Here is a 25,072-nt window from a genome sequence, read left to right on the forward strand (position 1 = left end):
CTTAGCTTATTTTTTGCTGTGCCATGGTTTGGATTCTATCAACCATGGCTTTAATTCCGTTACCACGTGATGTACTCAAGTGGCTAATAAGACCTAGCTTATCAAACTCCTCATACGCATCTATTTTCACTACTTGCTCTGGTGTCAGTCCGTTATATAAAGATAAAATAATTGCTAGCAAACCTTTTACGATACGTGTATCTGAATCACCAATGACTACTAACGTATTTTCTTTTAAATCAAATTCAACGAACATCCATACCTTGCTTTCACAGCCGGGAACTAGTGAACCTTCTGTTTTTAGAGCATCAGGTAAAGCGGGCAAAGTTTTGCCTAAAAGCATTATTTCACGATACTTTTGCTGCCAAGAAGACGCTTTTTCAATTGACTCAGTGGTTTTTTTAAACGTATTTGTCATGAGTTATCCTAATAAAATATATAAAAACGACGTTTAACCTAATAAGGCGATACATTCTTTGAGTGAGTTGATGAATATGTCAACATCTTCATAGGTATTGTAAAAACAAAAGCTGGCTCTTAAGGTGCCATTTATTCCTAAATGAGTCATAAGCGGTTGCGTACAATGGTGGCCTGCTCTGACTGCAACGCCATAACCGTCAAGTAATGTTGCCAAATCGTAAGGATGCTCATCTTTAAAATTAAAACTTAGCGTGCCAATATTATCAGATAGGTTGCTGTAAATTGTAATACCTTTAATGGTTACCAGTTTTTCAGCCGCATAATTAAATAGTTTTTGCTCATACTTTTGTAATTGTTCGTTTTGTAATGCGTTTAAATAATCCAAAGCCGCAGAAAAACCTACTACACCAGAAATATTAGGAGTACCTGTTTCAAATTTTGCAGGCGCAGGGCGATAAGTACTATGCGTAAGGTACACCTTATCTATCATTTCCCCGCCAGTTTGATACACATCTAAAGAATTAAGTTCTTGATATTTTCCATAAAGTACACCTAAACCTGTGGGACCAAGCATCTTGTGGCTTGAGCACACGTAAAAATCACAGTTTAAGTTATGTAAATCAGGCTTTAAGTGCATTGCGCCTTGAGCGCCGTCTATCAAAACGAGTGAATTTACTTCTTTTGCAGCAGTAATAAGGGGCTTTAAATTTGTGATATTACCAAGCATGTTAGATGCTTGTGTAATTGCAAACATACTAGGTTTTGACTGCTTTATAAAATCACAGCATTGTTTAATATTTAATGTTCCATCATCATTAACTGGTAGTGCTAATAATTTTGCGCCTGTTTGCTCACTAAGTACTTGCCAAGGCACAATGTTAGCATGATGTTCTAATACTGAGATAATAATAGTATCGTTTTGGTTAAATCGGCTTCGTAAACCATTACTTACTAAATTTATTGCCTCTGTAGCACCCTTAGTCCAAACAATTTCTTTACTTGATACATTAAAATACTTGGCTGTTTTGTCACGAGCTTGCTCGTATAAGCTTGTTGCACGCTCGCTCAATGTGTGACGGCCGCGATGTACATTTGCATTTTGGCTGGTATAAAATTCGTTTATAGCGTCTATGACTGATTGGGGTTTTTGAGTGGTTGCTGCAGAGTCTAAATAAACAAGTGGGTTAGCATTTATCTGCTGCTTTAAAGTAGGAAAGTCATTTCTAATTTTATTAATATTAAATTCTAAAGCAGGCATAGCTCTTCAACATGTTCATTTTGAGGCGCAAATTGTAATGGGTTTATAATAATTCTCAAGTATTGAACACAAAAAAGGCCGCAAAAGCGGCCTTTTATAGCTAAATAATATTAGCGCTTGTCGGCAGATACGTAGTCACGGGCAGTGTAACCAGTATACATTTGACGAGGGCGGCTGATTTTATGACCAGGCTGAGAAAGCATTTCATCCCAGTGAGTGATCCAACCAACAGTACGTGCCATTGCAAAAATTACAGTGAACATGCTTGTCGGAATACCAATCGCTTTTAAGATAATACCTGAGTAGAAATCTACGTTAGGGTAAAGTTTCTTTTCAACGAAATATGGGTCTTCTAGAGCAATTTGCTCAAGCTTCATTGCAATATCAAGAAGAGGATCTTGAATGTTTAGCTCTTCTAATACTTCGTGACACGTTTGACGCATTACTGTTGCACGTGGGTCGAAGTTTTTGTAAACACGGTGTCCAAAGCCCATTAGACGGAACGGGTCTGACTTGTCTTTTGCTTTAGCTACGTATTCATCGATACGATCAACTGAGCCAATTTCTTCTAACATGTTTAAACATGCTTCGTTAGCACCGCCGTGAGCAGGGCCCCATAAAGAAGCGATACCGGCTGAAATACATGCATATGGGTTCGCACCTGAAGAACCAGCAAGACGAACTGTAGATGTAGAAGCATTCTGTTCGTGGTCTGCGTGAAGCATGAATATTTTGTCCATTGCTTTAGCAGTAATCGGGTTTACTTTGTATTCTTCGGCTGGAACAGAAAACATCATGTGTAAGAAGTTTTCTGCATAGCTAAGGTCATTTCGTGGGTATACAAAAGGCTGGCCAATGTTTGTTTTGTATGCCATTGCAGCAATTGTAGGTAATTTAGCAACTAACCTAACAGCACTTGTTTTGCGTTGCTCTGCATCAGTAATATCTAAATCTTCATGATAAAAAGAAGAAAGAGCACCCACAACACCACAAAGCATTGCCATTGGATGTGCATCAAAGCGGAAACCTTGGAAGAAATTAGCAATTTTTTGATCTAGCATTGTGCTGCGAGTGATTTTCTCTGCAAATGCATCGTATTGCTCTTTAGATGGTAACTCACCGTTAAGAAGTAAGTAGCAAAGTTCAATATAGTCTGATTGTTCAGCAAGTTGCTCAATTGGGTAACCGCGGTGAAGTAAAACACCTTTACCACCATCAATGTAGGTGATTGCAGATTCACAAGAACCAGTCGACATGAAACCTGGGTCATAGGTAAAGTGGCCATGTGAACCTAACGTACGTACGTCGATTACATCTTGGCCAGCAGTGCCTTGATAAATTGGAAGTTCGATTGGATCAAGTCCATCAATATGAACTGTGGCTTTTTTATCTGCCATCGCTATGTATCTCCTATTAAGATATCTATTCTGATTTTTAGATTTTTAAAGTTCTGAAATCTGTTTTAAGCACATCTACGCATTTTAACGTGAAAGAGGGGGTTAAAGTCAATTTTTATAAACATTATGCACATTTGTATAATAAATATTCTGTATCATATATGTATTATACTATTGGCTAATTCGCAAACATCTCTAAATAAACAAGAATTGTAAAAAGCCTTATGGGTATATATACTAACGGAGGTTTTAAAACCGTATTGTATTTGGGTAAAGATATTTTTACATTCAAAAAATTTACATTAATGTGAACTTTTAATGTTTTAATTCGTTTATCTTGATAGTTCCACCAGAAACATTTGGTGGGTTTTTAGAAAAGCAAGTAGATGAGCTCCAATGTGAGCAAGATGGGCAAGTAACTGTGAAAAAGCAAAGACCTGTAAATCTAGATCTAACAACTATATCTATGCCGGCAACGGCTAAAGCATCAATTTTTCACCGCGTCACCGGTGTTGCATTATTTTTTGCTTTAACGTTTGTCATTTGGGCTTGGTCTGAGTCTCTCTCGTCAGCTGAAAGTTTTGAATTCGTCAAGGGTCTGTTTAACGGATTCATTGCCAAATTTATAGCTTGGGGCACTATTTCAGTACTAGGCTATCACCTTATTGGTGGTATCCGTCACATGGTAATGGATATGGGACACTGGGAAGAACTTGAATCAGGTAACCTAAGCGCTAAAATTGCAATGGCTCTTGGCGTTGTATTCGCTGTATTAGCGGGAGTGTGGATATGGTCTTAAATCAAGCAACTCTTAAACGTGATGGTGTACAAGATTATGTATCTTTACGTACCACGGCATTAATAATTAGCGCATATGCTATTTTTATTATCGGCTATTTTTTAGCGACGCCGGAAGTCACTTTCGAAGCCTGGACAGGCCTCTTCTCTAACCTAGCTATGAAAGGGTTTACGCTAGTAACCCTAGTATGCATTATGGTTCATACCCGCATTGGCCTTTGGCAGGTTTTAACAGACTATGTTAAAAACTCAAAGTTACGCGCATTTTTAGGGTTTGTTCTAAACCTAATGGCCGTTGCTTACGTAGCTATTGGTCTAATTGTATTATGGGGTGTTTAAGTGAAATATTCTGTTCGTGAATTTGACGCCGTAGTAATCGGTGCAGGTGGTGCAGGTATGCGCGCTGCCTTGGCTATTACTGAATCTGGCAAAACGTGTGCACTAATATCGAAAGTATTCCCAACGCGTTCACATACCGTATCCGCTCAAGGTGGTATTACAGTAGCGCTTGGTAATTCACACGAAGATAACTGGGAATGGCATATGTACGATACCGTTAAAGGTTCCGATTTTATCGGTGACCAAGACGCTATCGAGTATATGTGTCAAACTGGGCCAGAAGCAATTACTGAATTAGAAAACATGGGTTTACCATTTTCACGTTTTGAAAATGGCCGTGTATACCAGCGTCCTTTTGGTGGCCAATCAAAGAATTTTGGTGGCGAACAAGCAGCACGTACTGCAGCAGCAGCTGACCGTACTGGCCATGCTTTATTACATCTTCTTTATCAACAAAACGTTAAAAATAAAACAAATGTATTCTCTGAGTGGTATGCACTTGATTTAGTTAAAAATGATAACGGCGATGTTGTTGGTTGTACTGCAATTGAGATTGAAACAGGTGAAATCACTTACTTCAAATCAAAGGCGGTTGTACTAGCTACTGGTGGTGCTGGTCGTATATACGCTTCAACCACAAATGCTCACATTAACACTGGTGACGGTGTTGGTATGGCTACACGTGCTGGTATTTCTATGCAAGACATGGAAATGTGGCAGTTCCACCCGACAGGTATTGCAGGGGCAGGTACGCTTGTGACTGAAGGTTGTCGTGGTGAAGGTGGTTATCTTTTAAATAAAGATGGCGAGCGTTTCATGGAACGTTATGCACCTAATGCAAAAGACTTAGCATCTCGAGATGTTGTTGCACGTTCTATGATGACAGAAATTCGTGAAGGTCGTGGTTGTGATGGTCCTTGGGGTCCTCATATCAAGCTTAAGCTTGACCACTTAGGTGAAGAGACACTTAATTTACGTCTTCCTGGTGTATGTGATCTTGCAAAAACATTTGCTCACGTAGACCCAGCTAAAGAACCAATTCCAGTTATACCAACATGTCATTATATGATGGGTGGTGTACCTACTAACGTGAATGGTCAAGTGCTTCAAATCAATGCTCAAGGCGATGAAAAAGTAGTTGAAGGTTTATTTGCTGTAGGCGAAATTGCATGTGTATCTGTGCACGGTGCAAACCGTCTTGGTGGTAACTCATTACTTGATTTAGTAGTGTTTGGTCGTGCTGCAGGTAATTTCTTAGGTACATACCTCAGAGATGTTGAAGTATCAAAAGCTGCCTCTGAATCAGACTTAGAAGCGTCTCTTGCACGTTATAACCGTTGGGAAAACTCAACAGCTGGTCAAGGTGAAGATCCTGTTCAAATTAAGAAAGATCTTCAACAATGTATGCAGCTTAACTTCTCGGTATTCCGTGAAGGTGATTCAATGGCGACTGGTCTTCAAGAACTTAAAGAAATTCGCGAGCGTTTACAACATGCTCGTCTTGACGATAAATCGTCAGACTTCAACACGCAGCGTATCGAATGTCTTGAACTTGATAACTTAATGGAAACAGCTTACTCAACAGCAGTAGCTGCGAACTTCCGTACAGAAAGCCGTGGTGCACACTCTCGTTTTGACTTCCCAGATCGTGATGACACGAACTGGTTATGTCACTCAGTATACAATCCTGTTACGGATGAAATGAGTAAGCGTGACGTTAACTACGCGCCTAAGACGCGTGAAGCATTTCCACCTAAAGCACGTACATACTAGGAGCGAGACGATGGCACAAGTACAATTTTCAGTTTATCGTTACAATCCAGATGTTGACAACGCACCGCGTATGCAAGATTACACCTTGCAAATTGACGATGGTCACGACATGATGGTTCTGGATGCACTTTTATTATTAAAAGAGCAAGATCCTTCACTTTCATTCCGTCGTTCATGCCGTGAAGGCGTGTGTGGTTCTGACGGTGTTAACATGAATGGTAAGAATGGTTTAGCATGTATTACTCCTTTATCTACGTTACAAAATAACGGTAAAGGTACAATAGTAGTTCGTCCTCTTCCAGGATTACCTGTGGTACGTGACCTTGTTATTGACATGAGTCAGTTCTACACTCAATACGAAAAAGTTAAACCTTATCTAATTAATGACACGCCTGCTGCAGGTGAACGTCTTCAGTCTATTGAAGAACGTGATAAATTAGACGGCTTATATGAGTGTATTTTATGTGCATGTTGTTCAACATCGTGTCCTTCGTTCTGGTGGAATCCAGACAAGTTCATTGGTCCAGCAGGCCTTCTTCATGCTTACCGTTTCTTAGCTGATAGCCGAGATACAGCAACAGAAGAGCGTTTAGCAGACCTAGACGATGCGTTCAGTGTGTTCCGTTGTCACAGTATCATGAACTGTGTTAGCGTTTGTCCTAAAGGTCTTAATCCGACCAAAGCGATTGGGCAAATCAAATCTATGTTATTAAACCGTTCAGTTTAAATACATAGAAACGTAAGATGGCTAGTTCTCATTACTAGCCATCTTGTTATTATAACTATTAATTTCTGCGCTAAAGAAAAGGGCTTATAAATGCACGAAGGTGTGATGAAGGCATGGTTAGAATCTTCACATTTAAACGGCGGTAACGTTGCTTATGTAGAAGAGCTTTATGAAGCGTATTTAGATGATGCGACTTCTGTGCCAGATGAATGGCGAGAAGTGTTCGAACAATTACCAAAAGTTAATGGTGTGGATGTTGAAGTTAAGCATTCAGAAGTTCGTGCACAGTTTGCACAGCTTGCAAAAAACAAGCATAGAGAAGTAGTGGTAGCAGAGGGTAGCGGCGGTGACCTTAAACAGGTTAAAGTTCTGCAACTTATTAATGCTTTCCGTTTTCGTGGACACCAAAATGCAAACCTAGATCCATTAGGTATTTGGGAACGAGAGCGTGTTCGAGATTTAGAGCTAGATTACCACGACTTGTCAGAAGCTGATTTTGAGCGAGAGTTTAATGTAGGGTCTTTTGCAGTTGGTTCAGACTCTATGCCTTTAGGTGAATTATACCAAGCACTTAAAACTACATATTGTGGTTCTATCGGTGCAGAGTATATGCACATCACATCTACAGAAGAAAAGCGTTGGTTACAACAACGTTTAGAATCTGTTCAATCTAGGCCTAAATTCGAAAAAGAAGAAAAGCTACGTATCCTCAAGGGGTTAACTGCAGCTGATGGTCTTGAAAAATATTTGGGTGCTAAGTTCCCTGGTGCAAAAAGGTTCTCACTAGAAGGTGGGGATGCATTAGTACCTATGCTTAAAGAGCTCATTCACCGAGCTGGTGAAAGTGGCCAACAAGAAGCCGTAATTGGTATGGCTCACCGCGGACGCTTGAACGTTTTAGTGAACGTTTTAGGTAAAAATCCATCAGAGCTTTTTGATGAATTCGCTGGCAAGCATAAAGATACATTAAGTTCTGGTGATGTTAAGTACCACATGGGTTATTCATCGGACTTTGCCACTAAAGGCGGCAACGTTCATATGGCACTTGCTTTTAATCCTTCTCACCTTGAGATAGTTAACCCTGTAGTTATGGGGTCTGTACGCGCTCGTTTAGATCGTTTAGGTGACACTACGGGAATAAAAGCATTACCGATCACAATTCATGGTGATTCTGCTGTAACAGGTCAAGGTGTAGTACAAGAAACGTTTAACTTGTCTCAAACTAATGCGTTTAGTTGTGGTGGCAGTATTCGAATTGTTGTTAATAACCAAGTTGGTTTTACTACCTCTAAACAAGACGATGTTCGTTCTACAGATTACTGTACTGATATCGCCAAAATGGTTCAGTCACCAATTTTCCACGTTAATTCTGATGATCCTGAAGCGGTTGCATTTGTTACACAAATAGCACTTGATTTTAGAAACAAATTTAAGCGTGACGTAGTTATTGACTTAGTTTGTTATCGTCGACATGGCCACAATGAAGCTGATGAGCCAAATGCTACTCAGCCTTTGATGTACCAAAAAATCAAAAAACACCCAGTTCCGCGCCTTATTTATGCAGATCAACTAATCGCTGAAGGCTCTTTTTCAGAACAAGAAATTAAAGCACTTGCCGATGAATACCGTAATGGGTTAGATGACGGTAATTGCGTTGTATCTGAAATTCAACCAGAAACCTCTCATTCTTCAGATTGGGCTAAATACGTGGGCCACGATTGGGATGTTGATTACGACGCAAGTGTTTCGGTTGAAAAGCTCAAAGAACTTGGCGAAAAGGTAGCGAGCTACCCTGAAGAATATAAAGCTCAGTCGCGCGTTAAAAAGATTTACGATGATCGTAAGTTAATGGCCACTGGTGAAAAACCGCTTGATTGGGGAATGGCTGAAACACTTGCTTATGCAACTATCGCAACCGAAGGCACTGACATTAGAATGACAGGCCAAGATTCTGGTCGCGGTACTTTCTTCCATAGACATGCCGTTGTTCACAGTCAAAAAGATGGTGCGACTTATCTTCCTTTACAACACTTAAGTGAAGATCAAGGCGCTTTCCAAGTTTTCGACTCAGTACTTTCTGAAGAAGCAGTAGTTGCATTTGAGTATGGTTATGCGACTGCCGAACCAACTTCTCTTGTACTTTGGGAAGCTCAGTTTGGTGACTTTGCAAATGGTGCGCAAGTTGTATTTGACCAATTTTTGAGTTCAGGTGAGCAAAAGTGGGGTCGCTTATGTGGTCTTACTATTTTGTTACCACACGGTTATGAAGGCCAAGGTCCAGAGCATAGCTCTGCACGTTTAGAGCGTTTTTTACAGCTTTGTGCTGATCACAACATGCAAGTTTGTGTTCCGTCTACACCTGCGCAAGTATATGCAATGTTACGACGTCAGTCAGTAAGACCTCTACGTCGTCCATTGATTGTTATGACGCCTAAATCGTTACTACGTCATCCTCTTGCAGTTTCATCACTTGAAGAACTTTCAAACGGTGTATTCCATAATATGATCGACGAAGTTGATGATATTAAACCTGAGAACGTTGAACGCGTTGTTTTCTGTAGTGGTAAAGTTTATTACGAGTTACTACAAGAGCGTCGTAAGCTGGAACAAAATAATATTGCCATCGTTCGTGTAGAGCAATTATACCCGTTCCCACATGACGAAATGAAAACTATTATGGAACGTTACCAACACGTTACTGATTTTGTATGGTGTCAAGAAGAGCCACAAAACCAAGGTGCATGGTACTGTTCTCAACACCATTTTGTTGACGCAATTCCACAAGGTGCTAAGTTGAAATACGCTGGGCGTAAAGCATCTGCATCACCAGCGTGTGGTTACATGTCAGTACATACTAAAGAACAACAAGCGCTCGTTGCTGACGCGCTTACTATAGAAAATAAAGGATAAGCGATGAGCACAGAAATTAAAGTTCCTGTTCTTCCTGAGTCGGTTGCAGATGCTACCGTTGCTACATGGCATGTAAGTGTTGGCGACAAGGTAACTCGTGATCAGAACTTAGTAGATATTGAGACAGACAAAGTAGTGTTAGAAGTAGTTGCACAACATGACGGTGTAATTACAGAAATCTCTCAAGAAGAGGGTGCTACCGTACTTGGTGACCAAGTTATGGGTTTACTTGGCGATGCTGATGCAGCGCCTTCAAGCGAAAGCACATCTTCAAGTGAAGCAGAAAAATCAGAAGACGCGCCATCGGCGCCATCAGCACCAGCATCAGAAGGTAAAGAAGTGGACATCAAAGTACCTGTACTCCCAGAATCAGTTGCAGACGCAACAGTTGCTACATGGCATGTTCAACCAGGAGACGCAGTAACGCGCGATCAAAACCTGGTAGATATCGAAACAGATAAAGTTGTTCTTGAAGTAGTAGCTCAAGAAGACGGTATCATGGGCGACATCATTAACGCTGAAGGCGATACTGTTCTTGGTGAGCAAGTGATCGGTTCAGTAAAAGCAGGTGGTGCACCTGCAGCTCCTGCTGCTAAAGAAGAGGCGGCTCCTGCTGCAGATTCAACTGATAGCTCAGATGTATTAACTCCATCTGTTCGTCGTTTAATTGCTGAAAAAGGCCTAGATGCTTCTAAAATTAAAGGAACTGGCAAAAATGGTCGTGTAACTAAAGAAGACGTTGATACGTTCTTGAAAGCACCTGCACCATCAGCGAAGAAAGCAGAAGCTGCTGCTCCAGTTGCGCCAATGGGTGATCGTACTCAAAAGCGTGTTCCTATGACACGTTTACGTAAAACGATTGCTAACCGTCTTCTAGAAGCTAAAAACTCTACTGCAATGTTAACTACGTTTAACGAAGTTAATATGAAGCCAATCATGGACCTTCGCAAGCAGTACCAAGAAGTATTCGAAAAACGTCACGGTATTCGCTTAGGCTTTATGTCTTTCTACGTGAAGGCAGTTACTGAAGCACTTAAACGTTTCCCTGATGTAAATGCGTCAATTGATGGGGACGACATTGTCTACCACAATTACTTTGATATCAGCATTGCTGTTTCTACACCTCGTGGTCTAGTAACACCAGTTCTTAAAGACTGTGATAAGTTATCAGTTGCTGAAATTGAAAAAGGCATTCGTGAATTAGCACTTAAAGGCCGTGACGGAAAGCTAACGCTTGACGACATGACAGGTGGTAACTTCACTATTACAAATGGTGGTGTATTCGGTTCATTACTATCTACACCTATCATTAACTTGCCACAGTCTTCAATTTTGGGAATGCACAAAATTCAAGACCGTCCAATGGCAGTAAATGGTAAAGTTGAAATTCTTCCTATGATGTATTTGGCACTTTCTTACGATCACCGCCAAATAGATGGTAAAGAATCTGTTGGTTTCTTAGTAACTATTAAAGAGTTACTTGAAGATCCAACTCGCTTATTACTGGATGTTTAATCAAGTAGTATGAAATATAAGCTGTGAACCACAATTCACAGCTTTTTTTTTGCGCCTTTGGTCGTACTGGGGTTTTCATGTTAAGCCTTGGCAACTATACTAGGTGCGCAATTTGGGATAGTTGTTTATTGAATAAATATTCAGCTCTTTTAGTATAAAAAATTGGATAAAGCATCATGAATTTGCATGAGTATCAGGCAAAACAACTTTTTGCCGAATATGGTTTACCAGTTTCTCAAGGTTTCGCTTGCGATACACCTGAAGAAGCTGCAGCAGCTGCTGAAAAAATCGGCGGTGATATGTGGGTTGTTAAAACTCAGGTTCACGCAGGTGGACGTGGTAAAGCTGGCGGTGTAAAGCTAGTTAAAACTATCGATGAAGTTAAAGCGTTTGCAGCTAACTGGTTAGGTAAAAACCTAGTTACTTACCAAACAGACGAAAATGGTCAGCCAGTTGCTAAAATTTTAGTAGAAAGCTGTACAGATATCGCCAACGAATTGTACTTAGGTGCAGTAGTTGATCGTGCTTCTCGCAAAGTTGTTTTCATGGCGTCTACTGAAGGCGGTGTTGAAATTGAAACTGTTGCTGAAGAAACACCAGAACTTATCCACAAAGCTGAGATCGATCCACTAGTAGGTCCTCAAGCTTACCAAGCACGTGAACTTGGTTTCAAATTGGGTCTTAACCCAACACAAATGAAACAGTTCGTTAAGATCTTCATGGGTCTTGGTAAAATGTTTAACGATTTCGATTTCGCATTACTTGAAATCAACCCGTTAGTAATCACAGACGAAGGTAACCTTCACTGTCTTGACGGCAAAATCGGTATCGATGGTAATGCACTTTACCGTCAACCAAAAATCCGTGAGTTCCACGATCCATCTCAAGAAGATGCGCGTGAAGCACATGCAGCAAGCTTTGAGCTTAACTACGTGGCACTAGATGGCAACGTAGGTTGTATGGTTAACGGTGCAGGCCTAGCAATGGGTACTATGGACATCGTAAACCTACACGGTGGCAAGCCAGCTAACTTCCTAGATGTTGGTGGCGGCGCGACTAAAGAACGTGTTTCTGAAGCATTCAAAATCATCCTTTCTGACGACAATGTTAAAGCTGTTTTAGTTAACATCTTTGGCGGTATCGTACGTTGTGACATGATTGCTGAAGGTATCATTGGCGCAGTTAAAGAAGTTGGCGTAAACGTACCTGTAGTTGTGCGTTTAGAAGGTACTAATGCTGAATTAGGTCGTGAAGTTCTTAAGAGCTCTGACTTAGACATCATCGCTGCTGAATCATTAACAGACGCTGCTGAAAAAGTTGTTGCTGCTGCGGAGGGCAAATAATGTCTGTATTAATCAATAAAGATACAAAAGTTATCTGTCAGGGTTTCACTGGTGGCCAAGGTACTTTCCACTCAGAGCAAGCGCTTGAGTACGGTACACAAATGGTTGGTGGTGTTAGCCCAGGTAAAGGCGGTCAAACGCACCTTGGTCTTCCTGTATTCAACACAGTACGTGATGCAGTACAAAAAACTGGCGCAACTGCTTCAGTTATCTACGTACCAGCACCTTTCTGTAAAGATGCAATCTTAGAAGCAATCGATGCTGGCATCGAGCTAATTGTTTGTATCACTGAAGGTATCCCTACACTTGATATGGTTGACGTTAAAGTTAAACTAGATCAAACAGGTACTCGTATGATCGGTCCTAACTGTCCAGGTGTTATCACTCCTGGTGAGACTAAGATTGGTATCATGCCTGGTCACATCCACAAGCCTGGTAAAGTAGGTATTGTTTCTCGCTCTGGTACTTTAACGTACGAAGCGGTTAAGCAAACTACAGATGCTGGTTTTGGTCAGTCTACGTGTGTTGGTATTGGTGGTGATCCAATCCCAGGTACTAACTTTATCGACGTTTTAGAAATGTTCGAAAAAGATCCACAAACTGAAGCAATCGTAATGATTGGTGAAATTGGTGGTACTGCAGAAGAAGAAGCTGCAGAGTACATCAAAGCTAACGTAACTAAACCTGTTGTATCTTACATTGCTGGTGTTACTGCACCAGAAGGTAAGCGTATGGGTCACGCTGGCGCAATCATCGCAGGCGGTAAAGGTACTGCAGATGAGAAATTTGCTGCATTAGAAGCTGCTGGCGTACAAACTGTACGTTCACTTGCTGATATCGGTAAAGCACTTAAAGAGAAAACAGGCTGGTAATCAGTTTATTTAATCTTTGAAAAGGCTCGCATTTGCGAGCCTTTTTGTTTTGAGCACTTAATTAAAACGGGTAACTGATATGTTGAAAAAACCTGACGGTTAGATCTTGTCTTTCTTTACTTATATCTAGCTCATCACAAAGTTGAAAAATCGTTTTTTCAACCTGATTCATAAATTTGCCATAACCAATTTCTTGCTTGTTATGATTGGCAGCTGCAATAACAAAATGAATTGTTTCAACTAATCTTTGTTCATCGTAAAAGCACTTTAGCTGTGTTTTATCTGAGTCTATGTCAAAGCTCAGCTTTTGAAGCTCTTCGTTTCCTTCGTTAATATCCACTTTACTATTTCTAACAATAGGTTTGGCACCATTAGCTATTAATGCCCCATGTGTTAGCTTATTAAGCTCGCAGCACCGTTTGAAGCTATCTAAAAAGTAATTATAAAATTGATCATAATCGCCATTATTAATTAAAGTTTGAAATTGAGTTTTAATAGCCCTTGATACAGGAATAGAAAATGTCGTGTATGTCATCTCTGCATGTTTTTTAGGTATTTCACATTGGCGATTTTGATATCTTGGGTACAAACTTCTTAATTTGTAGCCGTAGGTTTCTTTGTTTCCTTTATTTTTAGCAAATAAGTCGTAAGTTAAATGTTGATGATCACGCACTTTAAATTGGGGTTGATCAATAAATAATTGTTCTTGCATTACCGTTAATACTTTTTGGACTTTTTTGTGAAATACAGCGGAGTTAGCTCGTATATCTTCGCCCGTAGCTAAAAAGAGTAAGCGTACCTTTTTACTTTGCGTGTCTGTTGAATAATAGAGTTTATGTGCCTCGTGATAGCGTGGGTTATAAAATATGAGCATTTGCTTATTAGTTTCTAACTGATAAGACTCATCATGGAATCTGACAACAGGAAGTTTGTCGTTTGCTAAAATATGCACATTATGGAGCTCATACTCATCGCATGCTGCAAATAATTGACGTGCTATTCTTTCGTAACAACAGTTTATTGAGTTGAAGCTTAAGTAAAAACTATCGTTAGGGGTAATTTCTGCAAGTAAGTAATGATTAGCACGTGCATTACTAGGTATATAAACACGGTGCTGGTTAAGTGTAGCCATCTCTTAATCCTTATAAAGTACGGTATTAACGCACTATAAAGCGCTTCTATGAATTAAATATTGCGCTAAAACAAACTTTATTCGTTAAAAACAGATTAGATGAATTAAAGTTAATCAATAAGTAAGATAAAGCGTAATCTATTGCTGTATGTTAGTGACTGTTTTTGTAATAATGCATTAGTTTTGTAATTAAGTAATATTTAGAGGATCGTACTCCTATGGCGGAAATTGAGAATCGCCCAAGTAACTTTATTAGAACCCGAATTGATGAAGACTTAGCAAGTAAAAAGCATGCAGCAACGCACACACGATTTCCACCTGAGCCCAATGGTTTTTTACACATAGGCCATGCAAAATCAATTTGCTTAAATTTCGGTATTGCAAAAGATTATAACGGTTTATGTAACTTACGATTTGACGACACAAACCCAGAAAAAGAAGACATTAACTACGTTAATTCTATAAAAGAAGACGTTCAATGGTTAGGTTTTAGCTGGGATGGTGATATCAAGTATTCTTCTAATTATTTTGATATTTTATACGGCTATGCTGTTGAGCTTATAAACAAAGGGTTAGCTTATGTTTGTTTTTTAACAGCAGACCAAGCACGTGAATACCGCGGAACTTTAACGGAGCCAGGTAAAAATAGTCCATACAGAGATACATCTCCTGAAGAAAACCTAGCATTATTTGAAAAAATGCGTGCGGGTGGTTTCAAAGAAGGCGAATGTGTTCTTCGTGCAAAAATTGATATGGCAAGTTCGTTTATGGTGCTTCGCGATCCAATTATTTATCGTGTTCGTTTTGCTCATCACCATCAAACTGCCGATAAATGGTGTATTTACCCAATGTACGATTTCACGCATTGTATTTCTGATGCAATCGAGGGTATTACGCACTCACTATGTACACTAGAGTTCCAAGATAATCGTCGTTTATATGACTGGGTACTTGATAACATCAGCATTGAATGTCATCCACAGCAAATTGAGTTTTCTCGCTTAAACCTTGAATACACAATTATGTCCAAACGTAAGTTAAATGACCTTGTTGTAAATAACTACGTTGAAGGTTGGGACGACCCACGTATGCCTACTATTGCAGGTTTACGTCGCCGTGGTTATACACCGGCTTCAATTCGTGAATTTTGTTTACGAATAGGGGTTACTAAGCAAGAGAACATGGTTGAAATGGGTATGCTAGAAGCGTGTATTCGTGATGACTTAAATGAAAATGCTCCTCGCGCGATGGCTGTACTGGATCCGGTTAAAGTGATCATCGAAAACTACGATGCAGACACCACAGAAACCTTATCGGTGGCTAATCACCCGAATAAGGAAGAGATGGGTCGCCGCGATGTGCCATTTACGCGTGAAATATTCATTGAACGAGAAGACTTTAAAGAGCAAGCAAATAATAAGTTTAAACGTTTAGTGCTCGATAAAGAGGTTCGTTTACGTGGCGCTTATGTTATTAAAGCTAATCGTGTAGAAAAAGACGAAAACGGTGAAATAACCACTATTTATTGTACTTATGATAATGAAACACTAGGCAAAAACCCAAGTGATGGTCGTAAAGTTAAAGGCGTTATTCATTGGGTATCAGCTTCTGAGGCTATTACAGCTGAAGTTCGTTTGTACGATCGTTTATTTAATGTGCCAAACCCAGCTGCAGCTGATGAGTTTGAAACAACATTAAATCCAGAATCATTAGTTGTTTTGACTAATGCTAAACTTGAGCCTTCGCTTGCTAATTCACAAGCAGAGCAGGGGTTTCAGTTTGAACGTACCGGTTACTTTTCAAGAGATTCTAAGTCAGAAAATGTTGTGTTTAACCAAACAGTAGGTCTTCGTGACTCATGGTCTAAAACACAATAAGCTTATTTTTACTACGCCCGCTCACTTGTGGGTGTAGTAATACTTTAAATAATAGGCACAAAAAAACCTGCAAATAGCAGGTTTTTTTATAGCTAGGATATACTAACTATTTGCATCACTAAACGCTTTACATGCAGCTTTATCATCACACTCTCCGTAAAGGTATAAAGAGTGGTTTGTTAAAGTAATACCGTTTTCTTGAGCTATTTCAAGCTGGCGACGTTCAATCATCTCATCTTCAAACTCAACAACTTTTCCACACTTTAAACATACTAAGTGATCGTGGTGAGTACTGCCCGATAATTCAAATACTGATTTCCCGCCTTCAAAGTGATGACGGCTTACAATGCCTGCATCATCAAATTGGTTGAGTACGCGATATACAGTTGCAAGGCCAATTTCTTCACCTAAATCCAAAAGAATTTTGTAAACATCTTCAGCACTGATGTGTTGGTTATCTGGAGACTGTAAAATCTCTAAAATTTTAATACGCGGTAAAGTCACTTTTAAACCGGCTTTTTTAAGTTCCAAGTTATGATCAGTCATTAAATCTGTCTCAATTTTATTTGGTTATACTAGACATCTTGCAAAGATGCTCACGATACATAAGCAACAAATAGGATAACGTGCCTAGGCCTCAAGTGCAAAGAAGAAATGATTTATATTGCAGTAAATAAAGAAAACGCTAACTGTTTGATAACTATTTAAACAGTTAGCGGTATATCGGATGGATTAGTAAGCAAGCTCGCTTAAACACATTTCATCAAATACTTGAGCAGACCATGCTTTTACGCGTTGCTCTGTGAGTTCTGGTTGACGATCTTCATCAATACCTAAACCGACAAAGTGATTATCGTCTGCCATACCTTTTGAGGCTTCGAAATCGTAGCCTTCAGTAGGCCAGTGACCTACAACAATAGCACCACGTTCAGTAACAATATCGTTGATCATGCCCATAGCGTCTAAGAAGTATTCAGCATAATCTTCTTGATCACCACAACCAAAAATAGCAACAAGTTTGCCTTCAAAGTCTACTTCTTCAAGCTCTGGGAAAAAATCATCCCAATCACATTGTGCTTCGCCGTAGTACCACGTTGGAATACCAAATAAGATTAAATCAAAATCTGCAATCTCTTCTTTAGAGCTTTTTGCAATATCATGCACAGCCACAAGCTTTTTACCCAATTCTTTTTGGATCATTTTTGCTACGTGTTCTGTGTTACCTGTGTCACTTCCGAAAAAAATGCCTACACTTGCCATGGATTTATAACCTTTTATGTATCAATAGCCAATCTTTCTTGTAAAATCGTTTCAATCAGCGCACTGCGGCTAATATTTTGTGCATCTGCCATATCACTTAACGCTTGATACAACTGCGATGAAACTTTAAATTCAACACGTTTTAAACCACGTGCTTTGTCTCTTTTTATTTGATTACGTTTATTAACCTTTAACTGCATATCCCGCGAAAGAGGATTGGTCTTAGGTCGGCCTGGACGCTTTTCGTATTCAAATAAATCGAGTGTTGTTCTATCTGTTTCTGACTTCGCCATGCCTAACCTACACCTGCGCCTTGCCAAAATACTTGAATAAGTCCTTTAGCAATAAAGCCTGAACAGCCTAAAAAGAGTACAGTCCATACTATATAGCGACCAAACTTAGGTACATTACCACTTTTAAGTACGTCTTTAATTGCCAAGCCGATGAATATCAAAATACCGGCTAAGCCAAAATACAACCCTAGGGTATCAAATTCGTTAATTAACTGACTGACCATCAACGTATAACCTTTAAATTAAACGGCGCGTACTATAGCACAAAAATATTCATATATTTAGTACGTGCAATCAAAAACAAGCGATTAAAATTACTTTAATTTTGAATTAAAAAGTCACTTATTGCCTTATTTACAGCCATAGGTTTTTGCGCATGTAACCAATGACCTGCACCGTGAATGATTTTTGCTTTCGTATTCTTGAAACGCGTGACAATTGCAGTGCGGTACTCGGGTAAAATATAATCTGAATCGTTACCTTTGATAAAAAGAGTATCGCACAAACAAGAATTGTTTTCATTAACGTTTGAGAGTATATTTGAATATTTCTTATCTAGAACAGGTAAGTTGAATCGCCACGTCAATTTTCCTGCTTCATTTTTAGCTAGGCTTTTTAATAAAAACTGACGAACGCCAAGTTCGTCAATATAAGGCTGCATTAAATGATCAGCATGCTTTCTGTCTTCTATATGCTCAGATGCAACTGCGTTAAGCGCCTGCAATATCTTAGTATGCCGCGGTGGGTAGGTAACGGGTGCTATATCAAGCACAATTAATTTTTCAATTAACTCGGGTTGAGTTAATGCAAGCTCCATAGCAACCTTGCCACCCATAGAATGACCAATTATATGTGCTTTTTTTATATTCAAGTGTCGAAGTAACTCAACAATGTCTTTTGCCATAGCAGGATAACTCATCTCATCACTGTGAGGGGAGAGGCCATGGTTTCGCAAATCTACATTGGTAACTGTAAAATGCTCACTTAACGGCTTAGCAATTACGTTCAGGTTTTCTAATGAACCAAATAGTCCATGTATTAAAATAACATCAGGACCTTGTCCCAGTTGCTTATAATTTAGCTGCATACGTTGCTCCTAAAAATTTCGCCTTAGTTTGCCGAGCAATACTTAAAAAAGCAAAAAATAGTGTCTAATTAACCATTTTATTAAATGATATTCGAAAATTAGAGAAATTGATTGACTAAAAATTTACCTAACTAGTTATAGATTTTCGAAATGCCTGCGAGTGCTTGTTGTAACTCGCATTTATTATTGGATTGGGTATAATCAGGCGTGAGAAAAAAATGTGACCCGTAATGACAGGAAGAACATGAAACAAATCGACATAGACGACGAGTTATATCAATACATTGCCAGCAACACGCAAAGTATTGGTGAAAGTGCATCCACAATTTTGCGTCGTTTATTAAACATGAGCGGCGAAAAACAATTAACCGCTGACGTAGAAATAACACAAAATCAACAAACAACAACTACATCTGTGCCATCTACTGCGCCAGAATTAAAGCACGCTGTAGCAGAAGCTGAAGTTCCAAAAACTGTCACACCAGTGAAGCAAAAAAATGCTAACGTTTTTAATGTATTAAATAAAGAAGAACTAGCAATGCAAAAAGGCGTGGTGGGTCGCTTCTTATTTATTTTAAGTGCTTTTTATCGCACTCATAAATCTGATTTTTCTGCTGTGTTGGATATTAAAGGCCGTGACCGTGTTTATTTCGCAACGAGCAAAGAAGATTTAGTAAATAGTGGAAGTAGCATGAACCCTAAAAATATCACCGACAGTGAATATTGGGTAATGACTAACTCTAATACAACACGCAAAAAAATGATGCTTCATGAAGTAGCTCTTTGCCTAGGTTACAGTGCAGAGCAAGCTGAAAAAATTCGCGATTACCTGTAAGGAAATATAATGGCTATTCACTCAGGCGCAGGCAAAACTGCTCCACAATCAGCACTTGTTAATGTTCCTAAATTAGTTTCGGCTTATTATTTAAATGAGCCAGACTTAGAGCAAAACCCAGAGCATGGCGTTGCCTTTGGTACATCTGGACACCGCGGCTGCTCTTATGATGTAAAATTTAATGAATCCCATATTTTAGCAATTACACAAGCCATTTGTGATTACCGTAAACAAAACGATATTTTTGGGCCATTATTTTTAGGTAAAGATACTCATGCGCTTAGTGAAGCTGCCTTTAACTCTTCAATAGAAGTGCTTGTTGCTAACGAAGTACAAGTAATTACTCAGCAAGATGGCGACTTTACTCCAACTCCTGTTATTAGCCATGCAATTGTTTGTCACAATAAACGCAATCCTAATGAGCTTGCAGATGGCATTGTTGTTACGCCTTCACATAACCCTCCTGAAGATGGCGGCTTTAAATATAACCCACCTAACGGCGGGCCTGCTGATACAGACGTAACTAACTGGATTGAAGACAGGGCTAACAAGTTATTACTTGAAGATTTAGTCGAGGTTGAGCTTTTCCCATTCGCTAAAGCTTCTCGCTCAGGGTTTATCCGCTACGAAGATTTAATGACTCCGTATATTAACGATTTAGAGAATATCGTTAACTTAAAAGCAATTAGTGATGCGGGCGTTAAAATAGGCATTGATCCATTAGGTGGTTCAGGTATAAATTTTTGGCCAGTTATTGCGCAAAAATATAATTTAGATCTAACCGTAGTAAACGACAGTGTTGATCCGCGTTTTGCATTTATGCCACTTGATAAAGATGGCAAAATACGTATGGATTGTTCATCGCCTTACTCGATGGCTAATTTAATTAAATTAAAAGACGATTTTGATATAGCGATTGGTAACGACCCTGATTACGACCGTCACGGCATTGTTACACCCGATGGCCTAATGAATCCGAATCATTTTTTAGCTGTTGCTATTGATTACCTATTAAACCACCGCGAGTGGAATAGTAGCGTAGAGATTGGTAAAACGCTTGTTTCGAGTTCGATGATTGATCGTGTTGTAGCGCGCAATAAGCGAAAAGTAAAAGAAGTTCCGGTAGGCTTTAAATGGTTTGTGGAAGGCCTAAACAAAGGTAATCTTGCTTTTGGTGGCGAAGAGAGTGCAGGTGCTGCGTTTTTACGCTTTGATGGCAGCGTATGGTGTACTGACAAAGACGGCTTTATTATGGGTTTACTTGCAGCTGAAATACTTGCAGTAACGGGTAAAACACCATCAGCGCTTTATAAAGAGCTAGAACAAGAATTTGGATCGCCACTTTATAAGCGTCTAGATGCGCCAGCAAGTAGTGCACAAAAATCGCGCTTAAAAGCTTTAAGTGCAGACGACGTGAAAGCCGAAACGTTAGCTGGAGAGCCTATTTTACAAAAATTAACTCATGCTCCAGGTAACAATGCAGCGATTGGCGGCTTAAAAGTTGTTACAGAAAATGGCTGGTTTGCTGCTCGCCCATCAGGTACTGAAGATATTTATAAAATATACCTAGAATCATTTAAAGGCGAAGCACATTTAGCTCTTTTAGAAAAAGAAGCTAAACAATTAGTTGATTCAGTTATTAGCTAAACCTGCTTAAACTATTTAAAAACGGCTGAATTATTCAGCCGTTTTTTTGTATCTCTCACACCATAAAGGGCTTTTATTATGTCAGCCACACCCGATTATTTAAATTTATTGCAATCAACCGGTGATTTTCTAACCATTAGCCGAGATAACGAATGGCACTTAGAACCGAGCCAGTTTTCGCTCAACAATGGAACCCGAGTTAACGTACACGATACTGGGGTTATTGAGTTTCAGCCAGCGGTTACTACCTCAAAAGATATTGTGTTATCAAGTGCCGTACATGGCAACGAAACAGCGCCTATTGAAATTTGTGATGAGCTAATAAAGCAAATTATTTCCCAAAACCTTGAGCTTAATCAGCGAGTCCTTTTTATATACGGAAACCCTAAATCAATTAATATTGGTTTGCGCTTTGTTGAAGAAAATCTTAATCGTTTATTTAATGGACACCACACTGTTGATGGTGTTGAAATGAATGACGAGCGCGTTCGAGCGGCAAAACTTGAACGCTACGTAACTGACTTTTTTGCCAGAGGGGAAAAGGGCAGTGAGCGCAGTCATTACGATTTGCACACGGCTATTCGTGGTTCAAAAAATGAAAAATTTGCTGTGTATCCATTTTTGCACGGTAAACCATGGAAAAAATCACAGCTACAATTTTTACTAAGTTGTGGTGTAAATACTGTATTAATGATGAAGTCGCCAGCGACAACGTTTAGTTATTACTCATCTTTTGTTCATGGTGCAGATTCGTTTACAGTTGAGCTTGGGCAAGTAAAGCCATTTGGCCAAAACGATATGACACGTTTTGAAAAAACAAAACAAACGTTAACTGCATTAATTAGTCAAAAAGAAGTTGAATACCCACAATTTAATGCAAGCGACTTTGAACTGTTCGCTGTTCACCGTACAATTAATCGTACTCAAGAGGATTTTAGTTTTCCATTTTCTGATGATGCAGAGAACTTTACTGGCTTTGCAAAAGGAGACCTGCTCGCAACCGATGGTAATACTCCTTATTATGCGGACGTTGAAGGAGAAGCAATCATATTCCCAAATGCAAAAGTAGCCTTAGGGCAACGTGCATTACTCACCGTTGTTCCAATGGCAATAGACAGTAACTTTGTATAATTCAACTCATTAGACCTCTTTGTCCTGCAAGTTAACTAACTGATTACTAATAATTTAAGTGGCTGTATTGTTAACTTGCCACTTATTTAACCAATATTTACTTTTGTTTCGTCACAGATTTGTTGAATAACACTTTACGTTAACGTAAAGTGTTGGCAGCTTTAATTAAATATAGTGCAGATATTGCAAAGTTTATTCAGCAATGATCACCCATAATAATAATGTAAAAGGGGCACTATGTTACTGACAACAACAGAAGGTAGGTTATGAGTAATCCAAATAACGTATCGCTGAATATTAACCATGCGCTAGAATTTATTGACGGCAATGCGCTTAATATTCCAACCCTTAGTATTTTAACTGAGGATGGCGACATTCACCCAAGTGCGACAGCACCCGCTATTTCAAAACATACCGCAATTAAACTTTATGAGACTATGCGTTTTATACGTTTATTAGATGAACGTATGCAAGGTGCTCAGCGCCAAGGCCGAGTAAGCTTTTACATGCAATGTTTAGGTGAAGAAGCTGCCGTTACGGCATCCGCTGCTGCGCTTGACCAAGAAGACATGATAATGGCGCAATACCGTGAGCAAGCTGCACTGCATTACCGTGGTTTTACACTAGACCAATTTATGAACCAAATGTTTTCAAATGAATTAGATTTAGGCAAAGGTCGTCAAATGCCAATTCATTATGGTTCGAACGAATTAAACTATATGACTATTTCTTCTCCTCTTGGCACACAAATACCACAAGCTACAGGGTATGCATATGGACAAAAAGTAAAGCATATAGATGCGAAAACAGGCGAGCTTGCAAGCATTATTGATAACGTTACTATTTGTTACTTTGGCGAAGGCGCTGCATCTGAAGGTGACTTTCATGCAGGATTAAACATGGCTGCAGTGCATAAAGCACCCGTGATATTTTTTGCACGTAACAACGGCTATGCGATTTCGACCCCGGCAGATGAGCAATTTAAAGGTGATGGTATTGCTTCACGTGGTGTGGGTTATGGCATTAAAACAATTAGGGTCGATGGCACAGACGCACTTGCTGTGTTTGCGGCAACGCAAAAAGCACGTGAAATTGCCTCAACACAAGGCGAGCCTGTTTTAATTGAATCAATAGCTTACCGTTTAGGCGCTCACTCCACGTCAGATGACCCAAGTGGTTACCGTTCAAAAGACGAAGAGGCTAATTACAAAACATGCCCAATAGAAAAATTTAAAAAGTGGCTAGTAAAACAGCAATGGCTCAACGAAGAAGACGATTTAAAAGCAAAAGAGTCTATACGTGAAGATATATTAGCGGCATTAAAGCGTGCAGAAGTAGTACAAAAGCCTGCTCTAGAAGAGCTAGTATCAGATGTTTACGACACGCCAATCCCTTCACTTGTTCGTCAATACAATGAACTAAAAGAACATATACAAAAGCACCCAGATGCTTACCCAGTTACATCAGGGAGAATTAAGTAATGGCTAAAATGAACATGCTACATGCAATTAATTCTGCTCTTGATATAACCATGAATGAACACCCGCAAGCGTGTATATTTGGCGAAGATGTTGGGTATTTTGGTGGTGTATTTAGAGCGACCTCAGGTTTACAAGAAAAATACGGAAAACACCGTGTATTTAATACGCCTCTAACTGAGCAAGGTATTTTAGGTTTTGCAAATGGTTTAGCGGCATTTGGTGCCCCCGCATTAGCTGAAATTCAATTTGCAGATTATATATTCCCGGCCTTTGACCAAATAGTAAATGAATCAGCAAAATTCAGATACCGTAGTGGTAATGAGTTTAATGTAGGTACCTTAACTGTACGCACACCATATGGTGGTGGTATTGCTGGTGGTTTATATCATTCGCAATCACCAGAAGCTTACTTTGCACATACGCCAGGTTTAAAAATAGTGGTGCCACGTAATCCATATCAAGCTAAAGGTTTACTACGTGCAAGTATTAAAGATGACAATCCGGTTATATTTTTTGAGCCCAAACGTTTGTACCGCGCATCGACGGGTGAAGTACCTGAAGAAGATTACTCAATAGAGTTAGGTAAAGCTGAAGTCGTGCAAGAAGGCAGTGACATTACAGTGCTTGCTTGGGGCGCTCAAATGGAAATTATTGAAGATGCTGCAAAACAAGCAAGTGAGCAAGGCATACATTGTGAGGTTATAGATTTACGTAGTATTTTGCCGTGGGATATAGACACAATTGCTAAATCAGTCACTAAAACTGGCCGTTTAGTGATAAGCCATGAAGCACCTATTACAAATGGATTTGGTGCAGAAATTGCTGCCTCAATTCAACAAGCGTGTTTCCTCCATTTAGAGTCACCTATTTTACGTGTGTGCGGTTTAGATACACCTTACCCACTGGCGCTTGAGAAAGAGTACGTGCCTGATGCGCTCAAAGTATTAGCTGCAATTAAACAATCAATGGATTTTTAG

The 25,072-nt window shown here is 39.5% G+C and carries 23 protein-coding genes; 14 read left to right on the forward strand and 9 right to left on the reverse strand.

Annotation, left to right across the window (positions count from 1 at the left end):
• Nucleotide 1: 1 nt before the first annotated feature.
• The 3 genes from PMAN_RS06220 to PMAN_RS06230 all read right to left on the reverse strand — a co-directional run bounded on the left by PMAN_RS06220 (nucleotide 2) and on the right by PMAN_RS06230 (nucleotide 3,075).
• Nucleotides 2–418, reverse strand: coding sequence for a SufE family protein (locus tag PMAN_RS06220; protein ID WP_010556431.1), 417 nt, complete (start codon nucleotides 416–418; stop codon nucleotides 2–4).
• 33 nt (nucleotides 419–451) lie between these two features.
• The gene (locus PMAN_RS06225; RefSeq protein WP_010556432.1) at nucleotides 452–1,678 is read right to left on the reverse strand and encodes a SufS family cysteine desulfurase; all 1,227 of its coding nucleotides are present in this window, start codon (nucleotides 1,676–1,678) and stop codon (nucleotides 452–454) included.
• Nucleotides 1,679–1,788: 110 nt separating this feature from the next.
• Nucleotides 1,789–3,075: a citrate synthase gene (locus tag PMAN_RS06230; protein ID WP_010556433.1), complete on the reverse strand. Its 1,287-nt coding sequence runs from the start codon at nucleotides 3,073–3,075 to the stop codon at nucleotides 1,789–1,791.
• Between the two features lie 421 nt (nucleotides 3,076–3,496).
• On the opposite strand from PMAN_RS06230, the gene sdhC reads away from it, so the two are divergent.
• From sdhC to sucD, 8 genes are all read left to right on the forward strand, one after another.
• On the forward strand, nucleotides 3,497–3,874 hold the full coding sequence (gene sdhC, locus PMAN_RS06235; protein ID WP_074210168.1) for a succinate dehydrogenase, cytochrome b556 subunit: 378 nt from the start codon (nucleotides 3,497–3,499) through the stop codon (nucleotides 3,872–3,874).
• Nucleotides 3,865–4,212: a succinate dehydrogenase, hydrophobic membrane anchor protein gene (sdhD, locus tag PMAN_RS06240; protein WP_006794724.1), complete on the forward strand. Its 348-nt coding sequence runs from the start codon at nucleotides 3,865–3,867 to the stop codon at nucleotides 4,210–4,212. Before sdhC ends, sdhD begins: the two co-directional genes overlap by 10 nt.
• A complete protein-coding gene (gene sdhA / locus PMAN_RS06245; RefSeq protein WP_006794723.1) occupies nucleotides 4,213–5,985 on the forward strand; it encodes a succinate dehydrogenase flavoprotein subunit in 1,773 nt (590 codons plus the stop codon).
• A gap of 10 nt (nucleotides 5,986–5,995) precedes the next feature.
• Complete coding sequence (locus PMAN_RS06250) at nucleotides 5,996–6,712, forward strand: succinate dehydrogenase iron-sulfur subunit (RefSeq protein WP_006794722.1); 717 nt, start codon at nucleotides 5,996–5,998, stop codon at nucleotides 6,710–6,712.
• Between the two features lie 90 nt (nucleotides 6,713–6,802).
• A complete protein-coding gene (gene sucA, locus PMAN_RS06255) occupies nucleotides 6,803–9,622 on the forward strand; it encodes a 2-oxoglutarate dehydrogenase E1 component (RefSeq protein WP_010556434.1) in 2,820 nt (939 codons plus the stop codon).
• Between the two features lie 3 nt (nucleotides 9,623–9,625).
• Nucleotides 9,626–11,137 (forward strand): 2-oxoglutarate dehydrogenase complex dihydrolipoyllysine-residue succinyltransferase, encoded by a 1,512-nt coding sequence (gene odhB / locus PMAN_RS06260; RefSeq protein ID WP_010556435.1) that lies wholly within the window; start codon nucleotides 9,626–9,628, stop codon nucleotides 11,135–11,137.
• Between the two features lie 176 nt (nucleotides 11,138–11,313).
• A complete protein-coding gene (gene sucC / locus PMAN_RS06265; RefSeq protein ID WP_006794719.1) occupies nucleotides 11,314–12,480 on the forward strand; it encodes an ADP-forming succinate--CoA ligase subunit beta in 1,167 nt (388 codons plus the stop codon).
• Entirely contained in the window at nucleotides 12,480–13,352 is an 873-nt protein-coding gene (gene sucD, locus PMAN_RS06270; RefSeq protein WP_010556436.1) for a succinate--CoA ligase subunit alpha, read from the forward strand. Before sucC ends, sucD begins: the two co-directional genes overlap by 1 nt.
• A 61-nt stretch (nucleotides 13,353–13,413) precedes the next feature.
• Here sucD and PMAN_RS06275 read toward each other — a convergent pair whose 3' ends face one another.
• Complete coding sequence (locus tag PMAN_RS06275) at nucleotides 13,414–14,484, reverse strand: DUF3083 family protein (RefSeq protein WP_010556437.1); 1,071 nt, start codon at nucleotides 14,482–14,484, stop codon at nucleotides 13,414–13,416.
• A 218-nt stretch (nucleotides 14,485–14,702) separates the two neighbouring features.
• On the opposite strand from PMAN_RS06275, the gene glnS reads away from it, so the two are divergent.
• Nucleotides 14,703–16,361 carry a glutamine--tRNA ligase gene (glnS, locus tag PMAN_RS06280; RefSeq protein ID WP_010556438.1) on the forward strand — a complete coding sequence of 553 codons (1,659 nt, stop codon included), beginning with the start codon at nucleotides 14,703–14,705 and terminating at the stop codon, nucleotides 16,359–16,361.
• Nucleotides 16,362–16,463: 102 nt separating this feature from the next.
• Here glnS and fur read toward each other — a convergent pair whose 3' ends face one another.
• The 5 genes from fur to PMAN_RS06305 form a co-directional block, all read right to left on the reverse strand.
• Nucleotides 16,464–16,907, reverse strand: coding sequence for a ferric iron uptake transcriptional regulator (gene fur, locus PMAN_RS06285; RefSeq protein ID WP_006794887.1), 444 nt, complete (start codon nucleotides 16,905–16,907; stop codon nucleotides 16,464–16,466).
• Nucleotides 16,908–17,093: 186 nt separating this feature from the next.
• Entirely contained in the window at nucleotides 17,094–17,621 is a 528-nt protein-coding gene (gene fldA, locus PMAN_RS06290) for a flavodoxin FldA (protein WP_010556439.1), read from the reverse strand.
• Nucleotides 17,622–17,635: 14 nt separating this feature from the next.
• A complete protein-coding gene (ybfE, locus tag PMAN_RS06295; protein WP_002962928.1) occupies nucleotides 17,636–17,914 on the reverse strand; it encodes a LexA regulated protein in 279 nt (92 codons plus the stop codon).
• A gap of 2 nt (nucleotides 17,915–17,916) precedes the next feature.
• Complete coding sequence (locus PMAN_RS06300; protein ID WP_006793041.1) at nucleotides 17,917–18,138, reverse strand: DUF2788 domain-containing protein; 222 nt, start codon at nucleotides 18,136–18,138, stop codon at nucleotides 17,917–17,919.
• A gap of 95 nt (nucleotides 18,139–18,233) precedes the next feature.
• The gene (locus PMAN_RS06305; protein ID WP_010556440.1) at nucleotides 18,234–19,001 is read right to left on the reverse strand and encodes an alpha/beta fold hydrolase; all 768 of its coding nucleotides are present in this window, start codon (nucleotides 18,999–19,001) and stop codon (nucleotides 18,234–18,236) included.
• A gap of 244 nt (nucleotides 19,002–19,245) precedes the next feature.
• Here PMAN_RS06305 and seqA point away from each other — a divergent pair, with 244 nt between their 5' ends.
• The 5 genes from seqA to PMAN_RS06330 all read left to right on the forward strand — a co-directional run bounded on the left by seqA (nucleotide 19,246) and on the right by PMAN_RS06330 (nucleotide 25,072).
• Nucleotides 19,246–19,836, forward strand: a complete 591-nt coding sequence (gene seqA / locus PMAN_RS06310; protein ID WP_010556441.1) for a replication initiation negative regulator SeqA — start codon at nucleotides 19,246–19,248, stop codon at nucleotides 19,834–19,836.
• A 9-nt stretch (nucleotides 19,837–19,845) separates the two neighbouring features.
• Complete coding sequence (gene pgm, locus PMAN_RS06315; RefSeq protein ID WP_010556442.1) at nucleotides 19,846–21,483, forward strand: phosphoglucomutase (alpha-D-glucose-1,6-bisphosphate-dependent); 1,638 nt, start codon at nucleotides 19,846–19,848, stop codon at nucleotides 21,481–21,483.
• 78 nt (nucleotides 21,484–21,561) lie between these two features.
• Nucleotides 21,562–22,614, forward strand: a complete 1,053-nt coding sequence (astE, locus tag PMAN_RS06320; protein ID WP_010556443.1) for a succinylglutamate desuccinylase — start codon at nucleotides 21,562–21,564, stop codon at nucleotides 22,612–22,614.
• A 266-nt stretch (nucleotides 22,615–22,880) separates the two neighbouring features.
• Nucleotides 22,881–24,095 (forward strand): thiamine pyrophosphate-dependent dehydrogenase E1 component subunit alpha, encoded by a 1,215-nt coding sequence (locus tag PMAN_RS06325; protein WP_010556444.1) that lies wholly within the window; start codon nucleotides 22,881–22,883, stop codon nucleotides 24,093–24,095.
• The gene (locus PMAN_RS06330; protein WP_010556445.1) at nucleotides 24,095–25,072 is read left to right on the forward strand and encodes an alpha-ketoacid dehydrogenase subunit beta; all 978 of its coding nucleotides are present in this window, start codon (nucleotides 24,095–24,097) and stop codon (nucleotides 25,070–25,072) included. The genes PMAN_RS06325 and PMAN_RS06330 overlap by 1 nt, the downstream gene beginning before the upstream one ends.

This window comes from Pseudoalteromonas marina (genome assembly GCF_000238335.3).
In the GTDB taxonomy this organism is placed as follows: domain Bacteria; phylum Pseudomonadota; class Gammaproteobacteria; order Enterobacterales; family Alteromonadaceae; genus Pseudoalteromonas; species Pseudoalteromonas marina.

What these genes read in the sequence shown, in the direction of transcription:
- PMAN_RS06220 (WP_010556431.1), bottom strand. Translation starts at nt 418, where the DNA reads ATGACAAATACGTTTAAAAAAACCACTGAGTCAATTGAAAAAGCGTCT.
- PMAN_RS06225 (WP_010556432.1), bottom strand. Translation starts at nt 1,678, where the DNA reads ATGCCTGCTTTAGAATTTAATATTAATAAAATTAGAAATGACTTTCCT.
- PMAN_RS06230 (WP_010556433.1), bottom strand. Translation starts at nt 3,075, where the DNA reads ATGGCAGATAAAAAAGCCACAGTTCATATTGATGGACTTGATCCAATC.
- sdhD (WP_006794724.1), top strand. Translation starts at nt 3,865, where the DNA reads ATGGTCTTAAATCAAGCAACTCTTAAACGTGATGGTGTACAAGATTAT.
- PMAN_RS06250 (WP_006794722.1), top strand. Translation starts at nt 5,996, where the DNA reads ATGGCACAAGTACAATTTTCAGTTTATCGTTACAATCCAGATGTTGAC.
- sucA (WP_010556434.1), top strand. Translation starts at nt 6,803, where the DNA reads ATGCACGAAGGTGTGATGAAGGCATGGTTAGAATCTTCACATTTAAAC.
- odhB (WP_010556435.1), top strand. Translation starts at nt 9,626, where the DNA reads ATGAGCACAGAAATTAAAGTTCCTGTTCTTCCTGAGTCGGTTGCAGAT.
- sucC (WP_006794719.1), top strand. Translation starts at nt 11,314, where the DNA reads ATGAATTTGCATGAGTATCAGGCAAAACAACTTTTTGCCGAATATGGT.
- sucD (WP_010556436.1), top strand. Translation starts at nt 12,480, where the DNA reads ATGTCTGTATTAATCAATAAAGATACAAAAGTTATCTGTCAGGGTTTC.
- PMAN_RS06275 (WP_010556437.1), bottom strand. Translation starts at nt 14,484, where the DNA reads ATGGCTACACTTAACCAGCACCGTGTTTATATACCTAGTAATGCACGT.
- glnS (WP_010556438.1), top strand. Translation starts at nt 14,703, where the DNA reads ATGGCGGAAATTGAGAATCGCCCAAGTAACTTTATTAGAACCCGAATT.
- fur (WP_006794887.1), bottom strand. Translation starts at nt 16,907, where the DNA reads ATGACTGATCATAACTTGGAACTTAAAAAAGCCGGTTTAAAAGTGACT.
- fldA (WP_010556439.1), bottom strand. Translation starts at nt 17,621, where the DNA reads ATGGCAAGTGTAGGCATTTTTTTCGGAAGTGACACAGGTAACACAGAA.
- ybfE (WP_002962928.1), bottom strand. Translation starts at nt 17,914, where the DNA reads ATGGCGAAGTCAGAAACAGATAGAACAACACTCGATTTATTTGAATAC.
- PMAN_RS06300 (WP_006793041.1), bottom strand. Translation starts at nt 18,138, where the DNA reads ATGGTCAGTCAGTTAATTAACGAATTTGATACCCTAGGGTTGTATTTT.
- PMAN_RS06305 (WP_010556440.1), bottom strand. Translation starts at nt 19,001, where the DNA reads ATGCAGCTAAATTATAAGCAACTGGGACAAGGTCCTGATGTTATTTTA.
- seqA (WP_010556441.1), top strand. Translation starts at nt 19,246, where the DNA reads ATGAAACAAATCGACATAGACGACGAGTTATATCAATACATTGCCAGC.
- pgm (WP_010556442.1), top strand. Translation starts at nt 19,846, where the DNA reads ATGGCTATTCACTCAGGCGCAGGCAAAACTGCTCCACAATCAGCACTT.
- astE (WP_010556443.1), top strand. Translation starts at nt 21,562, where the DNA reads ATGTCAGCCACACCCGATTATTTAAATTTATTGCAATCAACCGGTGAT.
- PMAN_RS06325 (WP_010556444.1), top strand. Translation starts at nt 22,881, where the DNA reads ATGAGTAATCCAAATAACGTATCGCTGAATATTAACCATGCGCTAGAA.
- PMAN_RS06330 (WP_010556445.1), top strand. Translation starts at nt 24,095, where the DNA reads ATGGCTAAAATGAACATGCTACATGCAATTAATTCTGCTCTTGATATA.